The following is a 20,135-nucleotide window of genomic DNA, read 5'->3' as shown; positions in this document are numbered from 1 at the left end:
AGAACGGAATTCCAACGCACCAAAAAAAGGCTGCCCGGGATGAGTCCCAAGCAGCCTTTTCCTTATTTCGATCAAACCATTATGCTTTGCTATTAAAATGACGCTCAAACCAGGCGGTCGCCGCATCAATCTCCAGCTTGCTCAGCTGATGTCCGTAATTTGCCCAATGCAGCTCGGAATCCGCACCGGCGTCAGACAGCAGCGAATGGAGCTCTTCAGTCTCACTGACGGAGCAGATTGGGTCATTCGTCCCTGCCCCGATAAATACCGGAACGCCGGTTAGATCAGGCAGCTCCCTCCCGCGCAGCGGGACCATCGGATGCAGCAGAACTGCGCCCTGCAGGGCGTCGCTGTAATGGAACAGCAGGCTCGCGGCAATGTTGGCGCCGTTGGAGAAGCCGACAGCCACCATCCGGTTCCGGTCGATGGGATACTGCGCGGCCGCCTCATCCAAAAAGGCCTTCAACTCATGCGTCCGCGCAACCAAATCTTCCTCGTCGAACACCCCTTCGGCCAGTCTCCGGAAGAAACGCGGCATGCCGTGCTCCAGAACGTTTCCCCGCACGCCAAGCACGGATGCCCCTGGTGCTATCATGTCTGCGATCGGGAGCAAATCCCGCTCATTCCCACCCGTTCCGTGAAGAAGAACCAATACGGGTGCCTCCGGCCGACTTCCTTGAACAAAAATATGCTTCATACTCATCATTGTACGCCTCCCAACGCACGGACCTGAATGTCCGGCAAAAGTTGTTCTATCACTTCACGCTTCGGCTCATACCACTCGGGCAGCATAAGATGTGTCCCCATTTCCTCTTCCGGCTCATCTCGTGCAAACCCTGGCGGATCTGTGGCGATCTCAAACAAAATCCCGCCCGGCTCGCGGAAATACACCGCGTTAAAATACTGACGGTCGACGATCTGCGTCGGACGTAGACCGGCTTCCTCCACCAGACTTCTCCACGCCTCATGCTCCGCAAAATCCTTGGCACGCCAGGCGATATGATGCACCGTACCGGCACCGGCGGTCCCCCGCTCTTCCTGACCGATATTCACGTCGATGATGTTGCCGATATCGCCGGTGCTGCGGTAACGGACCTGGCCTTGGTCTTCGCCGATTTTGGCCAGTCCGAGGATTTCTTCCAGAACCAGCATCGTCTGCTTAGGGTTATTGCTTCCCAAAACGGCTCCGCCGAATCCCTTAATGGCATGGTCCCCCGGAACCCCGCTGAAGGACCAGCGGCTTGGCGCCCCTTCGGCCCGCTCCACCAATTCAATCTGCAGACCGGAAGGATCTTTGAATTGAATGTACGTTTCTCCGAATCTTTCCGTCGTGCCGTACGCCAAATCCAGAGAGCTCAGACGCTGCATCCAGAAATCCAGGCTTCCCGGAGGAACGGCATACACCGTCGTTTTCACCTGTCCGCCGCCAACGGAGCCTGTTCGGCTATTGTCCCTCGGAAAAAACGTAATAATCGTCCCCGGACTGCCGTGCTCGTTGCCAAAGTACAGATGGTACACGTTCGGTGCATCGAAGTTGATCGTCTTTTTCACCAGTCGAAGCCCGAGCACCCCGGCGTAAAAATCAACGTTGTCCTGGGCGTTGTTCACGAATGCGGTAATGTGGTGGATCCCTGTCGTCTGCAGCATGGTTTGAAACCTCCTCTGTGCTCTCTGAATTTTAAACCGCTCATTGCGTTTAGGACTTGCCAAACCTGTTCTAAATTTATTTTAATATTAAGATTTATAAATATATAATATATGATTTAAAGATTTTTGGCAAGGGGTATTTGAATGGTGAGGTGCTGAACAACAAAAGGCGCCCCTTCGGTCGTGTGTCGACCTCGGAACGCCTTCTATCTCAGATCCGGCAAAGTGTACCGGGCAACATCCCTAGGGACATCTCTAGCGAAACATCTTTATTTCCCGCTCTTCACCAACGCCTTGGCAGCAATGTCCGTGCGGTTCTGCTTGCCCTCGAACGTAATCTTCTCGGCCTGCGCGTATGCCTTCGCGCGGGCTTCGGCGATGTCGGCACCCAGGCCAACGACGCCCAGCACACGGCCGCCGCTGGTAACGAACTCGCCCTGCTCGTTCTTTGCGGTTCCCGCATGGAACACGAGGGCGTCTGCCGCATCGACCTGATCCAGCCCCTGGATCGGCAGTCCCTTCGGATACGAAGCGGGATAGCCGCCCGAAGCGAGCACGACGCACACGGCGGCCTCATCGCTCCACTCGATGTCGATATCGGCCAGTGTACCGTTCACGACCGCAAGGAAAATGTCGAGCAGATCCGTCTTCAGCCGCGGCAGCACGACCTGGGTCTCCGGGTCGCCGAAGCGGGCGTTGAACTCGATCGTGGTCGGCGTACCGTCCGGCTGGATCATCAGCCCGGCAAAGAGCACGCCGCGGAACGGCCGGCCTTCGGCGACCATCGCTTTGGCGGTCGGCTTGATGATGTTTTCGACAGCGGCCTCGATAATCGCCGGATCCACATGCGGCAGCGGCGAATAGGTGCCCATGCCGCCTGTGTTCGGACCCTTGTCCCCGTCAAACACCGGCTTATGGTCCTGCGCAGCTGCCATCGGCCGCACAGTCTCGCCGTCGACAAAGGACAAAATCGACATTTCCTGCCCCTGCAGGAACTGCTCGATGACGACCTGAGCCCCGGATTCGCCGAATACTTTGGCGACCATGATGTCGTGGAGCGCTTTTTCCGCTTCCTCCATCGTAAACGCCACGGTGACGCCTTTTCCTGCAGCAAGTCCGTCCGCCTTAATGACGATCGGTGCTTGCTGCGACTGCAAATAAGCGGATGCTTCTTCGTAATTGTCGAATTTGCGGTAAGCCGCCGTAGGAATGTTGTATTTATGCAGCAGATCCTTCATGAACGTTTTGCTGCCCTCGATTTCAGCCGCCTTGCGGTCAGGCCCGAATACCGGAATATTTTTCGCCTCAAAAGCATCCACGATGCCGTCTGCCAGCGGATCGTCCGGTCCGACGACGACCAATCCCACTTCTTTCGTCAAAGCAAAGTCCGTCAGCTTGTCGAATTCATTGACCTGAATCGGCACGCATTCGGCGATCTGCCCGATCCCCGCATTTCCCGGGGCACAGTAGATCCGTCCCGCCTTCGGGCTCTTATGCAGCGCCCATACGATGGCATGCTCGCGGCCCCCGCCGCCAATCACCAAAATATCCATGTCCGCCTCCCGTTTCTTCGTTTATGCGTTAATTTTTCATTAGAAATCTATAACATTCGCGTCCAACATTACGGTGTCGACACCCTTTATAGCAGACAGCCGCGTTCAGTGGAGATTTTGATGACGGGAAGCAGCTGCTAGAGGTGACTTTCCGACCACAGCCCGGCTGTAGTCACCCTTCCCTAACTCTCTCCCAAACCTCTTAAACGCGGCTATCTCAGCCTTTTTCACTTTTCAATGCATAGTGGCAATGACTCTACATATGACGGTATTGACTTCCTCCCAGCCAGAACGGCCAGTTCCCGTCTTAGTGTTTAAAATGTCTCACGCCCGTAAATACCATCGCAATGCCGTATTCGTTGGCGACTTTAATGGACTCCTCGTCCTTGATGGAGCCGCCAGGCTGAATAACCGCCGTGATCCCGGCTTTGGCCGCCAGCTCCAGCGTATCGCCCATCGGGAAAAACGCATCGGAAGCGAGCACCGCTCCCTTGGCTTTGTCGCCCGCCTGCTCGATGGCGATTTTGGCCGAGCCGACGCGGTTCATCTGACCCGCACCCACGCCAACGGTCATGTTGTCCGCGGCCAGTACGATCGCGTTCGACTTTACGTGCTTGACGACCTTCCAGCCGAACAGCAGCTGCTTCAGCTCCTCTTCGCTAGGCGCACGATCGGTTACGACTTTCAGATCGGCTTCGTCCAGCGAATGCACGTCGCTTTCCTGTACGATCATGCCACCGTCGATCGACGTGACGACAAATTGGCTGGCCCGTTCCTTGGCAGAGCCGAATTCGCCCATTTTCAGCAGACGGATGTTCTTCTTCTTCGTCAAAATTTCGAGTGCCTCATCAGTAAAGCCCGGTGCCAGCACGATTTCCAGGAAAATTTCGCTGAGCAGCGCAGCGGTGTCGCTGTCGATAATGCGGTTTGCCGCGACGATGCCGCCGAAAATGGAAGTCGGATCCGCGCTGTAGGCTTTTTTATAGGCTTCCAAAATGCTTTCGCCTGTGCCTACGCCGCAAGGGTTCATATGCTTGACCGCCACGACAGCCGGTTCATCGAATTCTTTGACGATCTGCAGCGCCGCGTTGGCGTCGTTGATGTTGTTGTAAGACAATTCCTTGCCGTGCAGCTGCTCAGCAGTTGTGATGGTTCCGGATGGAGCGAGCGGTTTGCGGTAGAACGCCGCTTTCTGGTGCGGGTTCTCGCCGTAACGAAGGTCTTGGATCTTCTCGTAAGTAACCGTCAAACGCTCAGGAAGAGGATCGCCTGTGACGTTCGACAAATAATCGGAAATGAGGGCATCGTATGCGCCGGTGTGGCGGAAAACTTTGGCTGCAAGCCGTTTGCGCGTCTCCAGCGTCGTATCTCCGTTCTCACGGATTTCCGCAAGTACGGTGCCGTAGTCGGCCGAATCGACAACTACGCTGACAAACGCATGATTTTTGGCTGCCGAACGAAGCATGGTCGGACCGCCGATGTCGATATTTTCGATCGCATCTTCATACGTAACGTCCGGTTTGGCAATCGTCTCCTGGAACGGATACAGGTTTACGACGACCAGATCAATGTAGTCCAGGCCCAGCTCTTTCATCTGCTGCTGATGCTCTTCGCTGTCACGGACAGCCAGAAGGCCGCTGTGTACCGCCGGATGCAGCGTCTTGACGCGTCCATCCAAAATTTCCGGGAACCCGGTTACTTCGGAAATGCCGATGACCGGCACGCCTTCCTGTGCCAGCAGGCTTTTGGTGCCCCCTGTCGAAATGATTTCTACGCCCAATGCAGACAGCTCGCGGCAAAAATCCACGATGCCCTTCTTATCCGATACGCTGACCAGCGCTCTTTTAATACTCACGATATGCTCCTCCTTTATGTGTAAAAACGATAACTTTCGCTCGAAGCTCATTTATTTCCCGAGAAATATCGAAAAGATTCCCCGGCATCCGCCGGAAGCGGGCCGAGCCGACAAAACCGTCAAATCCCTCCACAAAGCGCACTTTTTGCTCGATAACGGCCGAAGTCTTTGCGGAAACACCGAAATTTATCATTTCTTATAAGTTGAACTACTGAAATGGATGATAGGGGCAAGTACGTAAAAAGTTCCTACGATCGCTCTTGTTTTCGTATTTCTTGATTAATGGATCCAACCTAATGTAGAAATCCGAAAGCCAAATGCGAACGCTTCGCTTCTTCAGAATCGTTTTACTCCCTTGCCCTGCATCCTATTCTTTTAATTCAACTTATATTTAACGAAAAAGCCGCTGACAGCCGCCTCCATTCGTGTCGGAACCACGACAGCTGCCCTTTATCCCCTTACCCTATCTCTATATCTTTGTGTTGTTACCTCTCCAACCACTTCAAGGCATCATCCCTTAAGCAGCGTAACTTTCCGGCCCTCCAGCTTCACTCTACCCTGGGCAAAAAGAGCAACGACCTGCGGGTACAGCTCCTGTTCCACAGCATGCACCGCCTGCGCAAAAGACTCCTCCGTCTCATGCTCGGCCACCTCGATCGCCCGCTGGGCGATAATCGGCCCGGTATCCATGCCGCCGTCCACAAAATGCACGGTTACGCCGCTCAGCTTGACGCCATAGTCCAGCGCTTGTCCGATCGCGTTCGTCCCGGGAAATGCCGGGAGCAGCGACGGATGAATGTTGATCAGGCGTCCCGCATATTTGTCGACGATCACGGAAGTCAGCAGACGCATGTACCCTGCCAGCACGACCAGGTCGATGTTCAGCTCCTCGAGCTTGGCGACGATTTCCGTCTCATATTCCTCACGCGATCCGTACTGTTTGGGAACAAACAGATGCGTGGGAATGGCGAGGCGCTCCGCCCGGCCGACGACAGGGGCTGCCGGTTTGTCGCAGACGAGCAGCTCCACCGTCGCGCCGCCGAGCCTTCCCTCAGCGGCCGCTTCGGCCAGTGCCTGAAAATTGCTTCCCGTACCGGAAGCAAACACAGCAATCCGGTAGCCGCTCATTAGACATCGGCTCCCGTAAAGGTCACAACCGACTCACCCGGCGTTACCGATCCGATGATATACGCTTCCTCGCCGCTCGCCTTGAGCAGCTCCAGTGCCTGCTGCGCATCGCCTTCGCTGACGACAAGGACAAGCCCGATGCCCATGTTGAACGTGGTGAACATATCGCGGTTGGCAATACTGCCCTTGTTCTGCATCAGCTCAAAGATCGGCAGGATCGGCCAGGAACCGTACCGGATGTCCACGTTGACGTTTGCAGGCAGCATGCGCGGAATGTTCTCGATGAAGCCGCCGCCGGTGATGTGCGCCATGCCTTTCACGTTGACCTTTTCTAGCAGAGCCAGCAGAGGCTTCACATAGATTTTGGTCGGTGTCAGCAGGACGTCGCCCAGCTTGCCGCCCAGTTCAGGGATTTCATCGTGCAGGCTGTAGCCGGACTGCTCAAGCAAGAGCTTGCGCACCAGGGAGAAGCCGTTGCTGTGCACGCCGCTCGATGCGATGCCGATGACCGTATCTCCAGGGGCGATAGACGCGCCGTTGATGATTTTGCTTTTATCGACAACGCCGACGGTAAAGCCCGCGATATCGTATTCGCCTTCGGCATACATACCGGGCATTTCGGCGGTTTCGCCGCCGATCAGCGCGCAGCCGGACTGATGGCAGCCCTCGGCGATACCGGCCACGATCGCTTCGATCTTCTCCGGCACGACCTTGTCGCATGCCAAGTAGTCAAGGAAAAACAGCGGCTCTGCCCCCTGCACCACGATGTCGTTGACGCACATGGCTACCGCGTCGATCCCGATCGTGTCATGACGGTCCATGGCGAAGGCGATTTTCAGCTTGGTGCCGACCCCGTCCGTTCCGGAAACGAGCACAGGCTCCTCATATTTGTCCTTGTTCAGGCCGAACAGCGCCCCAAAGCCGCCAAGATCTGTCATCACTTCCGGACGGAACGTCCGTTTTACGTGCTTCTTCATCCGTTCTACCGCTTCATTTCCGGCCGCGATATCCACACCGGCATTTTTATAAGCCTCAGACACTCCCACGACACTCCTTTGTCAGATGCTCCGCCTCTATTTTAAGCGGGTAAAGTATTCATATCCTGAATCGATCCACAGGCACAGCCCAAACCTTCAGCCCGGCAATGCCATCGCGATCAGTAATCGTCCTGCATTCCAAGCCCATCAGCAGCTGCAGCCAAACTTCTCTTCACCGTTAAAATCCAGATGCGTCGGATAATCGTTGTCGAAACAAGCCAGGCACAGCCCGCCCTTGTAATCATCCGCATTGTTGCCTGCAATCGCGGTGATCAGACCCTCCGGGCTAAGGAACGCCAGCGAATCGGCGTTAATTTCCCGGCAGATTTCTTCCACCGACTTGCTTGAGGCAATCAGCTCGCGCCGGTCCGGCGTGTCGATGCCGTAAAAGCACGGATTTTTAAAAGGCGGCGACGTAATCCGCACATGCACTTCCACCGCCCCGGCGTCGCGAAGCAGGTTCACAATCCGGCGGGAGGTCGTGCCGCGGACGATCGAATCATCGATCATGACGACCCGCTGGCCTTCGACCACGCGCCGCACGGCGCTGAGCTTCATTTTGACGCCCTGCTCGCGCAGCTCCTGGCTCGGCTGGATAAAGGTGCGGCCCGTGTATTTGTTTTTGATGAGCCCCATCTCGTACGGGATCCCCGTCTGCTCCGCGTAACCAATCGCCGCGGAAATACTGGAATCCGGCACCCCGGTCACGATGTCGGCGTCGACAAACGACTCGATCGCCATCCGGCTGCCCATCCGCTTGCGGGCGGCGTGCTGGTTCGAGCCGTTCATGTCGCTGTCCGGGCGGGCAAAATAGATGTATTCCATCGCACACAGCGATTTGCGGTGCTTCTTCTCCTCGAACCGGTCTTCATGCAAGCCGTCTTTGTCGAGAATAAGCAGCTCACCCGGCTCGATGTCGCGGATCAGCTCCGCGCCGATCGTCTCGAGCGCGCAGGTCTCCGAGGCGAAAATATACGCCTCACCGAGTTTTCCCATCGTCAGCGGCCGCAGCCCGTGCGGATCCGACGCGACCAGCAGCCGGTCGTTCGTCATGATCAGGAACGCGTAGCCGCCGACGATGCGGTTGAACGCGTCTTTGGCCGCGGAGACGAGATCCTTCGGCGAACGCGCGATCAGATGCGCGATGACCTCCGTGTCGCTCGTCGTCTGAAAAATCGACCCGCCTTCCTCCAGCTCGCGCCGGATTTGCGGGGCGTTCACGATGTTGCCGTTGGTCGCCACGGCCAGGTCGCCGTCACGGTACTTGAACACCAGCGGCTGCGCGTTCGTCAGCTTGCTGTCGCCGCTCGTCGAATAGCGCACGTGCCCGATGGAGATGTCCCCGGTTAAGGAAGCCATCATGTCTTTGTCGAATACCTCTTTGACGAGCCCCATGCCGCGGTGGTAGTGAAATTCCTCGCGGTCGCTGACGCACATTCCCGCACTTTCTTCCCCGCGGTGCTGCAGGGCATGCAGCCCGTAGTAGGACAAAGAAGCGGCGTCCGGGTGTCCATAGACCCCGAACACGCCGCATTCTTCTTTTAATTTGTCGAACAGCCCGTCTTTGCCCGAGCCTTCGTTATAGTAGTCTCCCGTCCACAGCGTTTGCGGTGTTACTTCATGAGACATGGAATCGCATCCTCCCAGACCTGCTTCAAGCCTCCTACACTTTCGTTCACGGCCGAAGCACCGTTGATGTCAACCACCAGACTGTTGCCTTCCACGATGCCGATTTCGGCAACCGGCACGCCTTGACCTTCAATATAAGCTTTCAGCTGCTCTGCCTTGTCCCGGGATGCCGAGAGCAGGATGCGGGATTGGGATTCGCTGAACAGGGCTACGTCCGGACGCAGGCCGGTTTCGACATGCACCTGGGCACCCAGCGAACCGCTGATGCAGGACTCGGCCAGAGCCACTGCAAGGCCGCCCTCGGACAAGTCGTGCGCCGACTGTACGAGTCCTTGCTGGATCGCACCAAGCACGGAGGACAGCAGTTTTTTCTCCGTATCCAGGTCGAGCGCCGGAGGACGTCCTTCCGTTGCCCCATGCACGACGTATTGGAACTCGCTGCCGCCCAGCTCCGCTTTCGTGTCGCCGAGCAGGAAGATGACGTCACCTTCTTGTTTGAAGCCTTGTGTCGTAATATGATCTGTATCATGCACCAGACCGACCATGCCGACGACCGGCGTTGGGTAGATCGCTCCGCTGGCGTTCTCATTGTACAGGCTGACGTTACCGCCGATGACCGGCGTATCCAGCACTCGGCAGGCTTCGGCCATGCCGTCTACCGCACGCTCCATCTGCCAGAAAATATCCGGCTTCTCCGGACTGCCGAAGTTCAGGTTGTCCGTGATCGCGAGCGGCTCGGCGCCGGAGCAGACGATGTTGCGCGCGGCTTCGCTGACCGCGATGCGGCCGCCGACTTCCGGATCGAGATATACGTACCGCCCGTTGCAGTCGGTCGTCATCGCGAGGCCTTTGCGCGTGCCTTGGATCGTAACCACTGCCGCGTCGGAACCCGGACGGACCGCCGTGCTCGTGCGGACCATGTAATCGTACTGATTGTATACCCAGGCTTTGCTGGCCACCGTCGGGGAAGCCAAAACCTGCTTCAGGGCGCCGCCCAGGTCTTTCACTTCTTCGTAGCGCAGCGTATCGACGCCGGCGTTTGCTTCATAATAAGCAGGCACGCTCGACGGCTTGTTGTACACCGGGCACTCGTCAACAAGTGCCTTGACTGGCATGTCGCCAACGACCTCACCATGGTGGAACAGCTTCAGGCGTCCGTCGTCGGTCACTTTGCCGACCTTGGCGCAGATGACGCCCCAGCGCTCGAAAATTTCCATCGCCTGCGCTTCGTCCTTCGGCTCGACGACGAACAGCATGCGCTCCTGGGATTCGGAGAGCATCATTTCGTACGGCGTCATGCCTTCTTCACGCTGCGGCACCTGGTCGAGGTACAGCTCCAGGCCGTTGCCGGCCTTGCTCGCCATCTCCGCGCTGGAGCAGGTCAAGCCGGCTGCGCCCATGTCCTGAATGCCGAGTACGATCCCGGAATCGATCAGCTCCAGGGTCGACTCCATCACCAGCTTCTCCATGAACGGGTCGCCGACCTGAACGGCCGTTTTCTTCGCTTCCGACTCTTCACTGAGCTCAACCGAAGCAAACGTCGCACCGTGAATGCCGTCGCGGCCGGTAGGAGGGCCTACGTAAAAGACCGGGTTGCCCACGCCTTTAGCCACGCCGCGCTGAATTTTGTCGTGGTCGATTAGACCGACACACATCGCGTTAACCAGCGGATTGCCGTCGTAGCTGTTGTCGAACATCACTTCACCGGCCACCGTCGGAATGCCGATACAGTTGCCGTATCCGGCGATGCCGGCCACAACATGCTCGAACAGATACTTCACGCGGTCGCTTTCGAGCTTGCCGAAACGCAGCGAGTTGAGCAGCGCTACCGGTCTTGCGCCCATCGAGAAAATGTCGCGGATAATGCCGCCCACGCCGGTCGCGGCGCCTTGGTAAGGCTCTACCGCGGAAGGGTGGTTATGGCTTTCGATTTTGAACACGACCGCCTGATTGTCGCCAATGTCGACGATCCCCGCGCCTTCGCCCGGTCCCATCAGGACCCGCGGGCCGCTGGTCGGGAAGCGGCGCAGCAGCGGCTTCGAATTTTTGTAGGCACAGTGCTCAGACCACATGACGCTGAACACGCCGATTTCGGTATAGTTCGGCTGACGTCCCATAAAGGAGCAGATCAGCTCGTATTCACTGTCCGATACCCCAAACTGCTGATAGATTTTCTGTTCCGCAATCTGTGCTGCGGTCGGTTCCTTAGCGGACACTTGCTGCGCCATGGGTATCCCTCCAAGCCTTCAAAATGGATGTAAACATACGCTTGCCGTCCTCGGAGCCGAGCAGAGAGTTCACTGCGCGTTCCGGGTGCGGCATCATGCCGACGACGTTGCCGCGCTCATTGCAAATGCCGGCGATATCCAGGACAGAGCCGTTCGGATTGCTGCTGTAGGTGAAGACGATTTGGTTATTTTCCTGAAGACGCGCGAGCGTCTCTTCATCACAATAGTAATTCCCTTCGCCGTGGGCGATCGGAATGACGATTTCTTCATTTTCGCTAAAGTCGGTCGTGAACGGCGTGCGGTTGTTCGCCACCTTCAGCACGGTATCATGGCAGCGGAACTTCATGGACGTGTTGCGCAGCAGCGCGCCCGGCAGCAGCCCCGCTTCCGTCAGGATTTGGAATCCGTTGCAAATGCCCAGAATGTATTTGCCTTGCTCTGCAGCCTTGGCCACTTCACTCATGACTGGAGCAAACCGCGAGATTGCCCCGCAGCGAAGGTAGTCGCCGTAAGAGAAACCGCCAGGAACCAGAATGCAGTCGTAAGCGGACAGGTCGGTTGCGGTATGCCAGACGTAATCGACAGGCTCCCCGAGTGTTTCCTCTACCGCTTTGTAGCAGTCGATATCACAGTTGGAGCCGGGAAAGACGAGAACTGCAAATTTCATGGATGTTAGCCCTCCAATTCGTATCGGTAATCCTCGACCACCGTATTCGCCAGAAGCTTCTCACACATGGCTTTGACGCGTTGTTCCGCCTCAGCACGGTCATTCGTGTCCAGCTGAAGCTCCATGTATTTCCCGATGCGGAGGCTCGACACTTCCTCGAATCCCATCGAATGAAGCGCTCCCTGCACCGCAACCCCCTGCGGATCGAGTACGCCCTGCTTAATAGTGACATAGACCGTAGCTTTCATCATGTTCTTCTAGTTCCTCCTCTAGGAATGAGTGAATGAGTGAATGAATCCTTTTCAGGCCTGCATTAGCTAAAAAAATCGTCTAAAAACCTAAGTTCGTACTACAGCGGAATTTATCTTAAACGCGCTTCGTCAGGCGTTCGTAAATGTCTACATATCTGCGGGTCGTTTCGTCTACTACCGGCTGCGGCAGCGGGTCCGGCTGGCTGTTCTTGTCCCATGGTGTTGAGGCAAGGTAGGATCGCACCGGCTCCTTATCCATGCTGTCGATCTCGATGTCCAGCGCATAGTTTTCCTTAGCCCAGAAGCGCGAGGAATCCGGCGTAAAAATCTCGTCGATCAGGATGACCTTGCCGTCCAGTACGCCGAATTCGAACTTGCAGTCCGCCAAAATGATGCCGCGCTCATCGCAGTACCGCCGAGCGAAGTCGTACAGCTTCAGGCTTTTCTCCTGGAGCTCCTGCGCCAGCTCTGCACCGATCAATTCCTGCATGCGTTCCATGGAGATGTCCTCGTCATGGCCGACATCGTTTTTGGCCGCCGGCGTGAAGATCGGCTCCGGGAACGGCTCGTTCTTGCGGATGCCCTCCGGCAGCTTGATGCCGTTCACTTCACCGCCCGCCTGGTACTGCCTCCAGCCGCCACCGGTAATATAACCGCGCACGACGCATTCCATGTCGATCCGCTCGGCTTTGCGGACCACCATGATCCTGTCCTTCAAGAGCTCCTTGTTCTTCGCCACGGCGCCCAGTCGCTCGACGTCCGTATGGACAACATGGTTGTCCATGAAGTCCTTCGTCATTTCGAACCAGAACGCGCTCAGCTTGTTCAGCACATTGCCCTTCTCGGGCACCGGCGGCTCCAGCACATAGTCAAAAGCGGATATGCGGTCGGTAACCACGATCAGCACATGTTCTCCCAAATCGTAAAGCTCGCGCACCTTGCCTTTGTACAGCAGCGGCGCGTCTACCAGTTCCACCGCGGTCGATACAGCCGGTGATGTCATGCGAATCCTCCCCATTTTCTCGGCTCAACACTTGAAAATCCCCTCGTCGTCAGCGGGGCAGCCGCTGCAGTTACGGATCGTTCCGCCGATCGCTGTTGTCTCCAAATTTCTTGATCGGTCGCTCTTAAATAGCGGTTGAAATTCGGAGACAAAGGCGAACGCTGTCGCTTCTCTGGATCGATTCCGTCCCTTTCGCTGCAATCGCTGAAGATGTGTGCCATGATGTTGAGTCCATCATTCTCCAAGCCTCTAATACGGGTTACTCACGATTAACTTAAACCGAACGCTCTTAAATCAAGCCAAGCTTTTTGAAAATCGTATCCACGTGCTTCAGATGCCACGACGGATTAAACGCATCTTCGATCTCTTCCGGGCTGAGTGCCTCCGTAATTTCCGGCGTTGCTTCCACGATGTCGCGGAACTGGCGCTGTTCTTCCCACGCCTGCATCGCCCGCGGCTGCACGGTATCGTACGCCTGCTCGCGGCTGAAGCCTTTGTCGATCAGCTTCGTCATGACGCGGCCGGAGAACGGCACGCCGTAGGTACGCGCCATGTTGCGCTTCATGTTTTCCGGGAACACGGTCAGGTTCTTCACGATGTTGCCGAAGCGGTTCAGCATGTAGTTCAGCAGCATGGTCGCATCCGGCAGGATGATCCGCTCCACGGAGGAGTGCGAAATATCGCGCTCGTGCCAGAGCGCAACGTCTTCATAGGCGGTCACCATGTGGCCGCGGATGACACGCGAGAGGCCCGAGATGTTCTCGCAGCCAATCGGGTTGCGCTTGTGCGGCATCGCCGAGGAGCCCTTCTGGCCTTTGGCGAAGGCTTCTTCAACCTCGCGCACTTCGCTCTTCTGGAGCGCGCGGATTTCCGTTGCGAACTTGTCGAGCGACGTCGCGATCAATGCCAGCGTTGCCATGTATTCGGCATGGCGGTCACGCTGCAGCGTCTGCGTGGAGATCGGAGCCGGGCTCGTGCCGAGCTTTTTGCAGACGAACTCTTCCACGAACGGGTCGATGTTGGCATAGGTGCCGACCGCGCCGGAAATTTTCCCGAACTGGACGCCGTTCGCCGCGTGGCGGAAACGCTCCAGGTTGCGCTTCATTTCCTCGTACCAGAGGGCCATCTTCAGGCCGAAGGTCGTCGGCTCGGCATGAACACCGTGCGTACGCCCCATCATCGGCGTGTCTTTGTAAGCAATAGCCTTGTCTTTCAGGATCTCGATGAAGTTCAAAATATCCTTCTCCAAAATTTCGTTTGCTTGACGGAGAAGATATCCGAGCGCTGTATCCACCACGTCAGTGGAAGTGAGCCCGTAATGCACCCATTTGCGCTCCTGTCCAAGACTTTCCGAGACCGCGCGGGTAAAGGCGATGACATCATGGCGCGTTTCCTGCTCGATTTCGTAAATCCGGTCGATGTCGAATTTGGCATTTTCGCGAAGCAGCTTCGTATCTTCCTTCGGAATAACGCCCAGCTCGGCCCAAGCCTCGCATGCGCACAGTTCTACTTCCAGCCATGCCTTGAATTTATTTTCTTCGGTCCAGATGGCCCGCATTTCCGGTCTGCTGTAACGTTCGATCATAAATTATCCTTGCCTCCAGATGTTAGTTTGTTCAACCCAGTCGAGTCCGTCCTGCACGTCTTTGCACAGCAGGTTGATATGTCCCATTTTGCGGTCTTTCTTCACGTCGCTCTTGCCATATAAATGAAGCTTCGGCACCACGCCGTATTCGCTGACGGCGATGCTTGGTCTGCCACTGGCACGGATCACCTGTTCAAGATGCTGGCCGAGCACGTTGACCATGACGACGGGGGTCAGCAGCGTCGTGTCGCCAAGCGGCATGTTGCACACGGCGCGGACATGCTGCTCGAACTGCGAAGTCGCACAGGCCTCCATCGTGTAGTGGCCGGAGTTGTGCGGACGCGGCGCCAGCTCGTTCACGTACAGCTGCCCATCCCTCGTCACAAACATCTCCACAGCCAGCAGGCCGACCGCGCCCAGGTGTTCTACGAGCTGCTCCGCAAGCTTGCGGGCTTCCCGCTGAACCTGCTCCTCGACTCTCGCCGGGACGATCGACAGGTGCAAAATGTTGTTCACATGAATATTTTCTGCCACCGGGAAGCTTTTTACTTCCCCTTTTGGACTGCGGGCGGCAATAACTGAAATTTCGCATTGAAAATCAACGAATTTCTCCAGTACCAGCTCGCGGCCGGTGGCAGCCAGTTCCTCGTAAGCAGTCTCGAGCTGATCCTCCGAGCGGAGAACGATCTGGCCTTTGCCGTCGTATCCGCCGGTGGCGGTCTTCAGCACGCCGGGAAGTCCGAGCTCGGCAGCCGCCTCTCTGAGGCTCTCCAGGCTCGTAATTTCGCGGTACGGCGCCACGGGCACGCCCGCAGCTTCGATCGCCCGCTTCTCCCGGAGGCGGTGCTGCGTCGTATAGAGCAGCGCGCTTCCTTGCGGCACGCTGGATTCCTTCTCTAGCAGCGCCGCGACTTCTGCGTCGACATTTTCGAATTCGTACGTAATGACATCTGACGCCGCCGCCAGCCGGCGGGCTGCATCAACGTCGTCGTAAGCCGCTTCAATCTGTCCTGCGACCTGCCCGCAGGGCGAATCCTGCGTCGGATCGAGCGTGATGAAGCGGTACCCCATAGCGGTTCCGGCCAGCGCCATCATTCGTCCCAGCTGGCCGCCGCCCAGAATGCCGATGGTGGAACCAGGGAGCCATGTCTGCTGCGATGCCTGATTGCTGCTCATAGCGAATCACTGCTTTCCAGCACTTCGTCGCGGATGGCATCTCTTCGAGCTTGCACCCGCGCTTGAACCTCGCTGTCATAGGCCCCGATGATTTGCGCAGCCAGGAGGCCCGCATTCGTGGCGCCCGCCTTGCCGATCGCCACCGTCGCGACCGGAATGCCGCCTGGCATCTGAACGATCGACAGAAGCGAATCCAGGCCGTTCAGCGCCTTGGACTGCACAGGCACGCCGATGACCGGCAGCGTCGTCTTGGACGCTACCATGCCCGGCAAGTGCGCGGCACCGCCGGCTCCGGCGATGATGACCTTGAGGCCGCGCTCCGCCGCCTGCTCCGCAAAGGCGAACATCAGGTCCGGCGTCCGGTGCGCGGACACGACCTTTTTCTCATACGGAATTTGCAGTTCGTCCAGGACGAGACATGCATGCTGCATCGTTTCCCAATCCGATTTGCTGCCCATAATGACAGCGACCGCTGCTGACATGTTTCAACCCACTTTCCAAAAGTTTTTTATTCATTCGGGAGAGACCCAAAAAGGCCCGGTGCCCGAGAAATACGTTGACTTTCAGGATACCGGACCGGGTAAGGAATACTGCTGCCGCAAACGCAGCAAGGAGGGAAGCCTTTCCGTCCATCGGAACCGGCGACTCCTCGGCAGTATTCCCTCGTAGTCCGGACATTTACGGTATCCGGGTAGAAACTTCCGGGCCATATCCCCGGCTTTATACGAGATCAATTCATTCGATTATTTGTTCATTCCCTTAACCATCCAGCGATGGTCCTCTTCCTCTTCCAAATCCCTTAAGGCTTTACACCTAACAGTTTAACAATCCCCTACACAACATGTCAACTAAAACACGAACAATTAAAACAGTGTAAAATCGAATGTTCGGATTTTGCCGCTGATCATTCCTAAAACAAAACCAGTGCACCCCATATTCGGGGCACACTGGCTTACAATTCCATCATTTATTTAACGACAAGCACCGGAATGGTCGCATGCTGCACGACGTTGTGGCTGACGCTGCCGAGCACGAACTCCCGGATTCCGCCCAAGCCGCGGCTGCCGATCACGATCAAGTCATTGCCTTTTTCCTTGGCATATTCCAGAATGACTTCCGCAGGTCCACCCTGGATCATTTCCGCATTGTAGGCGACGCCTTCGCCGTCAAGGCGTTTCTTCACTTCCGCGACCGTCTGCTCAGCGAGTTCATAGAAGTCCTGATTGACGGACGCCGGAATCGGAGCCATGCCTTCGCCAATGAATACGCGCGGGAAATCAAAAACGTGTACGACGTCAATGACCGCGTCAGGCGCCGCTTTCGCCAGTTCGATTGCACGTTCAAGAGCCTTATTGGAAGCTTTGGAACCATCATAAGCTAAAAGAATTTTGGAAAATAACATGTGGACCCACCTGCGCTTTCTCTGTATGAAGTGTGAATTGAGATGTTATTAAACCGAATTAGCAAGAAATGAAACCATGTTGTACCATCAAGCGATAAATCAACTCATGAAAAATGCGTACAGAACTGCGTTGACGAACAGCAGCAGCGGTATCCCGACCCGAAAGCTCAGATGCCTGGTCTTATGGCGTTTGCGGTACATGGCGATCAGTACGCCCAGCGCTCCGCCGATGGCGGCAAGCAGAAAGAGCGTTCTTTCCGGCACACGGTCACGCCTGTTTCTTGCCCTTCTTTTGTCCTCGGACATGATCAGGTAACCTACCGCGTTGATAAAAATAAACCAGATCAAGAGCGCCGTCCTCACTTACGCTACCACCCCCGTTCTACTGCTTGCTTCTATTATAAATCTTTACTAGCCAAGAGACAAACCGCCAGGCATCCGTCTGCCAGTATTCCCAGCAAAAACGCCTACCTGGCGGAGTTTTCCTAAATCATGATGGAGCAAATCAGTGTCTCCGGCGTAGCGCTCCTTACTATGACGGTTTTCTCTTGTTTGAGAGATTCCAATGAACTAGCTGGATTCTAGCTGTGGCGGCGATAGGCGAGAAAGGTTTAATGCATGCATGCTCTGTCTGATCAGCAAGAGCATGCAGCCCGGGGCTTTCAGGCTATTAACCGTTCTTTTTCTCCATCGCCGCTTTCAGCAGCTCGCCGAGGTTCGAACCGATCGGCTCCTGCTTCTTGGCATACTGCTGCACCAGCTTGCGCTCCTCGCGCTTGTTGACGTGCTTGCTGTCCTTGTTGACTGTCTCCGTGATGCCGCAGGACAGGCACTGCACATACAGGCCGGCTTTGCCTTCCTTCATCTCCATCTTCTTGTGGCACTGCGGGCAGCGGCGGTTGGACAGGCGCTTCTCGTCCGAACGGCGGTAGCCGCAGTCCTCACTCGGGCAGACGAGCATCTTGCCGCGCTTGCCCTTCTTCTCCAGCAGCCGGGTACCGCAGTCCGGACAGTGGCTGTTCGAGACGTTGTGCGGCTTGTAGTCCGCCTTGCTGTTCTTTACACCCGCCACCAGATCCTTGGACATGCCGCGGATTCCCTTCAGGAACGGCTCCGGCTGCCCCTGGCCGCGGGCGATCTTCTCCAGTTCGGCTTCCCACTTGGCCGTCAGCTGCGGCGTCCGCAGCTCCGGCGCAACGAGTCCGATCAGCTGCTTGCCTTTGCCCGTCGGATGCAGCGCGTTCCCCTGGCGCTCGATCGTATCGGAGTTCACCAGCTTCTCGATAATGTCCGCCCGCGTCGCCGGGGTGCCGAGCCCGTGCTTCTCCATCTGGGACAGAAGCGCAGCCTCGGTATACCGCTTCGGCGGCAAAGTCCGGCCGCCCTGCATGATGACCCGCTGCACCTTGACGGCTTCGCCCTCGTTCAGCACTGGAAGCTGGGCTCCGCTCTCTTCGGCGTCGGTATCAGCCGACGAATCTTCATCCGATTCGTCGGAGACATCTCCGCCGTATACCTCGCGCCAGCCGCTCTCCTTGATCGTCGTCCCTTTCACATGAAGGGACTCGCCTTCCACGTCGATCGTCACCGCGACCGCATCGTACCGTGCCGGCGGATAGAACAGGCTGATGAAGCGCCGGACGATCAGGTCGTACAGCTTGCGCTCTTCCGTGTTCAGCTGGTTCAATAGCACTGTCTCTTCCGTCGGGATGATCGCGTGGTGATCGCTGACTTTCGAATCGTCCACGACGCGTTTGGTTATATTCAAATTTTTCCGGAGCAGCGGACGCGCCAGGGAAGCATATTGCCCAATGGCCACACTCTCCAGGCGTTCCTTCAGCGTGCCGGTCATATCCGACGTCAGATAGCGGCTGTCGGTCCGGGGATAGGTGACGAGCTTGTGCTGCTCATACAAGCGCTGAAGCACGTTTGACGTCTGCTTCGCGGAGAAGCCAAACCGGCGGTTCGCGTCGCGCTGCAGCTCGGTCAGGTCGTAAGCGAGCGGATGAGGCTCGACCTTCTCCGTCTTCTTCACCTTGGCGATCCGGCCTGACGATCCGTCCAGCTTGCGCTTCAAGGCTTCGGCCGCGCTATTGTCGAAGATGCGGGCGTCACCATTGTTCCCCCGCCACACCGCGGCAAATCCGCCGAAGTCAGCCTTGATCGTGTCGTACTCCTCCGACCGGAAATTGACGATTTCATTTTCCCGGTCCATAATCATGCCAAGCGTCGGTGTCTGCACCCGTCCCGCGGAGAGCTGCGCCCCGAATTTGACGGTGAGCGCCCGCGTCACGTTCAGGCCGATCATCCAGTCGGCTTCAGCCCGGCAGCGCGCGGATTCGTACAGCCGGTCGAACTGGTTCCCCGGCTTCAACGAAGCAAAACCTTCCTTGATCGCTTTGTCTGTCTGTGAAGATATCCAGAGCCGCTTGAACGGCTTGTTCCATTTTCCCATCTTCATGATCCACCGGGCGAGGAGCTCCCCCTCCCGCGCGGCGTCCGTCGCCACGATCAACTCGCCGACGTCCTGTCGACGGAGCTGCTGCTGCACCACCTTGAACTGCTGGGCGGATTCACGCAGCACCTTCAGCTTCATCGAATCCGGCAGGATCGGCAGATCCTCCAGGTTCCAGGTTGCGTATTTATTGTCATAATCCTCGGGCTCCGCGAGTCCGACCAAATGGCCCAACGCCCAGGTGACGATATATTTCGGACCTTCGATATATCCTTTATGCTTGTCGTGGCTTCCCATGACGCGCGCAATTTCGCGGGCAACGGAAGGCTTTTCGGCTAATACCAATGATTTCATGACGTACCACCTTTCTTTCCGTCCTATTATAACATTGAATCCGGCAGCGGATGCAAAAGGAAGGTAACCCTGTTTTATCTTATCGCCTGTGCAAAATAAAATCCCCCAGCGGAACCTCGGCAGGAGCCGAGATTGCCACTGAAGGACCTGGGGTGGTGCGGTAAA

At 56.8% G+C, this 20,135-nt stretch carries 17 protein-coding genes and 1 riboswitch; all 17 genes read right to left on the bottom strand.

Annotated features, from left to right (window positions below; all coding sequences use genetic code 11):
• Positions 1 to 79 precede the first annotated feature (79 nt).
• A complete protein-coding gene (locus C7820_RS26535; RefSeq protein WP_116233587.1) occupies positions 80 to 703 on the bottom strand; it encodes an alpha/beta hydrolase in 624 nt (207 codons plus the stop codon).
• The gene (locus tag C7820_RS26530; RefSeq protein WP_116233586.1) at positions 703 to 1,647 is read right to left on the bottom strand and encodes a ring-cleaving dioxygenase; all 945 of its coding nucleotides are present in this window, start codon (positions 1,645 to 1,647) and stop codon (positions 703 to 705) included. The genes C7820_RS26535 and C7820_RS26530 overlap by 1 nt, the downstream gene beginning before the upstream one ends.
• Positions 1,648 to 1,916: 269 nt before the next feature.
• Entirely contained in the window at positions 1,917 to 3,200 is a 1,284-nt protein-coding gene (gene purD / locus C7820_RS26525) for a phosphoribosylamine--glycine ligase (RefSeq protein ID WP_116233585.1), read from the bottom strand.
• 307 nt (positions 3,201 to 3,507) lie between these two features.
• A complete protein-coding gene (gene purH, locus C7820_RS26520) occupies positions 3,508 to 5,055 on the bottom strand; it encodes a bifunctional phosphoribosylaminoimidazolecarboxamide formyltransferase/IMP cyclohydrolase (protein WP_116233584.1) in 1,548 nt (515 codons plus the stop codon).
• 510 nt (positions 5,056 to 5,565) lie between these two features.
• On the bottom strand, positions 5,566 to 6,183 hold the full coding sequence (gene purN / locus C7820_RS26515) for a phosphoribosylglycinamide formyltransferase (protein WP_116233583.1): 618 nt from the start codon (positions 6,181 to 6,183) through the stop codon (positions 5,566 to 5,568).
• Positions 6,183 to 7,223 (bottom strand): phosphoribosylformylglycinamidine cyclo-ligase, encoded by a 1,041-nt coding sequence (gene purM, locus C7820_RS26510; RefSeq protein ID WP_116233582.1) that lies wholly within the window; start codon positions 7,221 to 7,223, stop codon positions 6,183 to 6,185. Before purM ends, purN begins: the two co-directional genes overlap by 1 nt.
• A 144-nt stretch (positions 7,224 to 7,367) precedes the next feature.
• Complete coding sequence (purF, locus tag C7820_RS26505; protein ID WP_089548980.1) at positions 7,368 to 8,849, bottom strand: amidophosphoribosyltransferase; 1,482 nt, start codon at positions 8,847 to 8,849, stop codon at positions 7,368 to 7,370.
• Positions 8,834 to 11,077 carry a phosphoribosylformylglycinamidine synthase subunit PurL gene (purL, locus tag C7820_RS26500; RefSeq protein WP_116233581.1) on the bottom strand — a complete coding sequence of 748 codons (2,244 nt, stop codon included), beginning with the start codon at positions 11,075 to 11,077 and terminating at the stop codon, positions 8,834 to 8,836. Before purL ends, purF begins: the two co-directional genes overlap by 16 nt.
• Positions 11,055 to 11,744, bottom strand: a complete 690-nt coding sequence (purQ, locus tag C7820_RS26495; RefSeq protein WP_076176811.1) for a phosphoribosylformylglycinamidine synthase subunit PurQ — start codon at positions 11,742 to 11,744, stop codon at positions 11,055 to 11,057. Before purQ ends, purL begins: the two co-directional genes overlap by 23 nt.
• Positions 11,745 to 11,749: 5 nt before the next feature.
• Positions 11,750 to 11,995, bottom strand: coding sequence for a phosphoribosylformylglycinamidine synthase subunit PurS (gene purS, locus C7820_RS26490; protein ID WP_076176812.1), 246 nt, complete (start codon positions 11,993 to 11,995; stop codon positions 11,750 to 11,752).
• 115 nt (positions 11,996 to 12,110) lie between these two features.
• Positions 12,111 to 12,998, bottom strand: coding sequence for a phosphoribosylaminoimidazolesuccinocarboxamide synthase (locus C7820_RS26485; protein ID WP_116233580.1), 888 nt, complete (start codon positions 12,996 to 12,998; stop codon positions 12,111 to 12,113).
• A gap of 289 nt (positions 12,999 to 13,287) precedes the next feature.
• Entirely contained in the window at positions 13,288 to 14,583 is a 1,296-nt protein-coding gene (purB, locus tag C7820_RS26480; RefSeq protein ID WP_076176814.1) for an adenylosuccinate lyase, read from the bottom strand.
• A 3-nt stretch (positions 14,584 to 14,586) separates the two neighbouring features.
• Positions 14,587 to 15,759 carry a 5-(carboxyamino)imidazole ribonucleotide synthase gene (purK, locus tag C7820_RS26475; RefSeq protein ID WP_116233579.1) on the bottom strand — a complete coding sequence of 391 codons (1,173 nt, stop codon included), beginning with the start codon at positions 15,757 to 15,759 and terminating at the stop codon, positions 14,587 to 14,589.
• A complete protein-coding gene (gene purE, locus C7820_RS26470) occupies positions 15,756 to 16,241 on the bottom strand; it encodes a 5-(carboxyamino)imidazole ribonucleotide mutase (RefSeq protein ID WP_076176816.1) in 486 nt (161 codons plus the stop codon). Before purE ends, purK begins: the two co-directional genes overlap by 4 nt.
• 164 nt (positions 16,242 to 16,405) lie before the next feature.
• Positions 16,406 to 16,507, bottom strand: a riboswitch (purine riboswitch).
• Positions 16,508 to 16,726: 219 nt separating this feature from the next.
• On the bottom strand, positions 16,727 to 17,161 hold the full coding sequence (locus C7820_RS26465) for a universal stress protein (protein ID WP_076176817.1): 435 nt from the start codon (positions 17,159 to 17,161) through the stop codon (positions 16,727 to 16,729).
• Positions 17,162 to 17,260: 99 nt separating this feature from the next.
• A complete protein-coding gene (locus tag C7820_RS26460) occupies positions 17,261 to 17,524 on the bottom strand; it encodes a DUF1294 domain-containing protein (protein ID WP_076176818.1) in 264 nt (87 codons plus the stop codon).
• Between the two features lie 307 nt (positions 17,525 to 17,831).
• Positions 17,832 to 19,970, bottom strand: coding sequence for a DNA topoisomerase III (locus C7820_RS26455; protein WP_116233578.1), 2,139 nt, complete (start codon positions 19,968 to 19,970; stop codon positions 17,832 to 17,834).
• Positions 19,971 to 20,135: the final 165 nt, after the last annotated feature.

Origin of the sequence: Paenibacillus sp. VMFN-D1 (genome assembly GCF_003386155.1) — a bacterium.
Taxonomy (GTDB): domain Bacteria; phylum Bacillota; class Bacilli; order Paenibacillales; family Paenibacillaceae; genus Paenibacillus_AQ; species Paenibacillus_AQ favisporus.
This window is presented reverse-complemented; position numbering and strand designations above follow the sequence as displayed.

Bases quoted from the DNA above. Each gene is read 5' to 3' on its own strand.
- C7820_RS26535 (WP_116233587.1), bottom strand. From the start codon at position 703: ATGAGTATGAAGCATATTTTTGTTCAAGGAAGTCGGCCGGAGGCACCC.
- C7820_RS26530 (WP_116233586.1), bottom strand. From the start codon at position 1,647: ATGCTGCAGACGACAGGGATCCACCACATTACCGCATTCGTGAACAAC.
- purD (WP_116233585.1), bottom strand. From the start codon at position 3,200: ATGGATATTTTGGTGATTGGCGGCGGGGGCCGCGAGCATGCCATCGTA.
- purN (WP_116233583.1), bottom strand. From the start codon at position 6,183: ATGAGCGGCTACCGGATTGCTGTGTTTGCTTCCGGTACGGGAAGCAAT.
- purF (WP_089548980.1), bottom strand. From the start codon at position 8,849: ATGTCTCATGAAGTAACACCGCAAACGCTGTGGACGGGAGACTACTAT.
- purL (WP_116233581.1), bottom strand. From the start codon at position 11,077: ATGGCGCAGCAAGTGTCCGCTAAGGAACCGACCGCAGCACAGATTGCG.
- purQ (WP_076176811.1), bottom strand. From the start codon at position 11,744: ATGAAATTTGCAGTTCTCGTCTTTCCCGGCTCCAACTGTGATATCGAC.
- purS (WP_076176812.1), bottom strand. From the start codon at position 11,995: ATGATGAAAGCTACGGTCTATGTCACTATTAAGCAGGGCGTACTCGAT.
- C7820_RS26485 (WP_116233580.1), bottom strand. From the start codon at position 12,998: ATGACATCACCGGCTGTATCGACCGCGGTGGAACTGGTAGACGCGCCG.
- purB (WP_076176814.1), bottom strand. From the start codon at position 14,583: ATGATCGAACGTTACAGCAGACCGGAAATGCGGGCCATCTGGACCGAA.
- purK (WP_116233579.1), bottom strand. From the start codon at position 15,759: ATGAGCAGCAATCAGGCATCGCAGCAGACATGGCTCCCTGGTTCCACC.
- purE (WP_076176816.1), bottom strand. From the start codon at position 16,241: ATGTCAGCAGCGGTCGCTGTCATTATGGGCAGCAAATCGGATTGGGAA.
- C7820_RS26465 (WP_076176817.1), bottom strand. From the start codon at position 17,161: ATGTTATTTTCCAAAATTCTTTTAGCTTATGATGGTTCCAAAGCTTCC.
- C7820_RS26455 (WP_116233578.1), bottom strand. From the start codon at position 19,970: ATGAAATCATTGGTATTAGCCGAAAAGCCTTCCGTTGCCCGCGAAATT.